The sequence below is a fragment of the Streptomyces sp. SM1 genome, from assembly GCF_002910825.1.
Lineage (GTDB): Bacteria > Actinomycetota > Actinomycetes > Streptomycetales > Streptomycetaceae > Streptomyces > Streptomyces okerensis.
The window spans coordinates 1-1,778 of sequence record NZ_NEUB01001046.1; the positions used below are offsets into that span (position 1 = coordinate 1).

General features: G+C 71.4%; 2 protein-coding genes. Both read left to right on the plus strand.

Annotation, left to right across the window (positions count from 1 at the left end):
* The coding region (locus B9S61_RS39215) for a 2-oxo acid dehydrogenase subunit E2 (protein WP_103546500.1) at positions 1 to 862 on the plus strand (862 nt) is incomplete at its 5' end.
* A gap of 220 nt (positions 863 to 1,082) precedes the next feature.
* Entirely contained in the window at positions 1,083 to 1,706 is a 624-nt protein-coding gene (locus tag B9S61_RS39220; RefSeq protein ID WP_103546502.1) for a GntR family transcriptional regulator, read from the plus strand.
* The last annotated feature ends 72 nt before the right edge of the window (positions 1,707 to 1,778 follow it).

Below are 1,778 nucleotides of genomic sequence, written 5' to 3' on the forward strand. Positions count from 1 at the left end.
CGTCAAGGGCACCGGCGTCGGCGGCCGTATCCGCAAGCAGGACGTCGTCGCCGCCGCCGAGGCCGCGAAGGCCGCTGCCCCGGCTCCGGCCGCGGCCGCCGCTCCCGCCGCGAAGAAGGCCCCCGTCCTGGAGGCCTCCCCGCTGCGCGGCCAGACCGTGAAGATGCCGCGGATCCGCAAGGTCATCGGCGACAACATGGTCAAGGCGCTGCACGAGCAGGCCCAGCTGTCCTCGGTCGTCGAGGTCGACGTCACCCGGCTGATGAAGCTGCGCGGCCGGGCCAAGGACGCGTTCGCGGCGCGCGAGGGCGTCAAGCTCTCCCCGATGCCGTTCTACGTCAAGGCCGCGGCCCAGGCGCTGAAGGCCCACCCGGTCGTCAACGCCAGGATCAACGAGGCCGAGGGGACCATCTCCTACTTCGACACCGAGAACATCGGTATCGCGGTGGACTCCGAGAAGGGCCTGATGACCCCGGTCATCAAGAGCGCCGGTGACCTCAACATCGCCGGTATCGCCAAGGCCACGGCGGAGCTGGCGGGCAAGGTCCGCGGCAGCAAGATCACTCCGGACGAGCTGTCCGGCGCGACCTTCACCATCAGCAACACCGGTTCGCGCGGCGCGCTGTTCGACACGATCATCGTGCCCCCGGGCCAGGTCGCGATCCTCGGCATCGGTGCCACGGTCAAGCGTCCGGCCGTCATCGAGACCGAGGAGGGTACGGCCATCGGCGTCCGCGACATGACCTACCTGACCCTCTCCTACGACCACCGCCTGGTGGACGGCGCCGACGCGGCCCGTTACCTGACGGCGGTCAAGGCGATCCTGGAGGCCGGCGAGTTCGAGGTCGAGCTCGGCCTGTGACCCGACCGGTGATCTCCGGCCGCTGACACGGCCGTACGGTGCCCCCGTCCGGAAGCCCCTGGTGGCTTTCCGGGCGGGGGCTTCGGCGTAGGGGCGCGTGTAAGTCTCGTCTCACCTGGGCGAAAGCGACCCTGCGCGCCCCTCGGGGGCGGGCTCGCGGCCGTATTGTCTATTCGTCAAAGCCCCCCGGGGGCCCGCGGGCCCCGCTAAGGAGCCCCTCATGACCGCGCCCGTCGTCCACTCGCTGCGCGAACAGATCCGCGAGCACATCCTGGAAGGGATCATCAGCGGACGCTGGAAGCCGGGCGAGCGGATCGTGGAGCGGCGGATCGCGACGGAGCTGGAGGTCAGCCAGACCCCCGTGCGGGAGGCGCTGCGGGAGCTGGAGTCGCTGCGGCTGATCGAGTCCGCGCCGAACAAGGGCGTGCGGGTACGGAACCTGACGGCCGCCGACCTGGAGGAGAGCTACCCCGTCCGGGCCGGTCTCGAGGCGATCGCCGCGGAGCTGGCGGCGGACCGGCTGGCGGAGGACTGCTCGGCGCTGGAGCCGCATGTCGCGGCGCTGTACGAGGCGGACCGGATGGCCGACGGGACCGGGCAGGTGCGGCACACGGTGGGGTTCCACCGGGAGCTGGTGCGGGCGGCCGGGAACTCGGTGCTGCTGCACACGTGGGAGGGGCTCGGGATCGAGGTGTTCACCGCGCTGTCGATACGGTGGCTGGGGACGGTGCAGCAGTCGTACGCGGAGGAGCACGAGGAGCTGGTGGCGGCGTTCCGGCGGCGGGATCCGCGGATCGCGGAGCTGGTGAAGGCGCATGTGCTGGGGTGTGCCCCGCGGGCGTAGATTTTCGCCCCCGCCGCCCCTTCCCGTCCCGTCACTGGGGCTGCGCCCCAAACCCCCTTCGCGCAGTTCCCC

What these genes read in the sequence shown, in the direction of transcription:
- B9S61_RS39220 (WP_103546502.1), top strand. Translation starts at nt 1,083, where the DNA reads ATGACCGCGCCCGTCGTCCACTCGCTGCGCGAACAGATCCGCGAGCAC.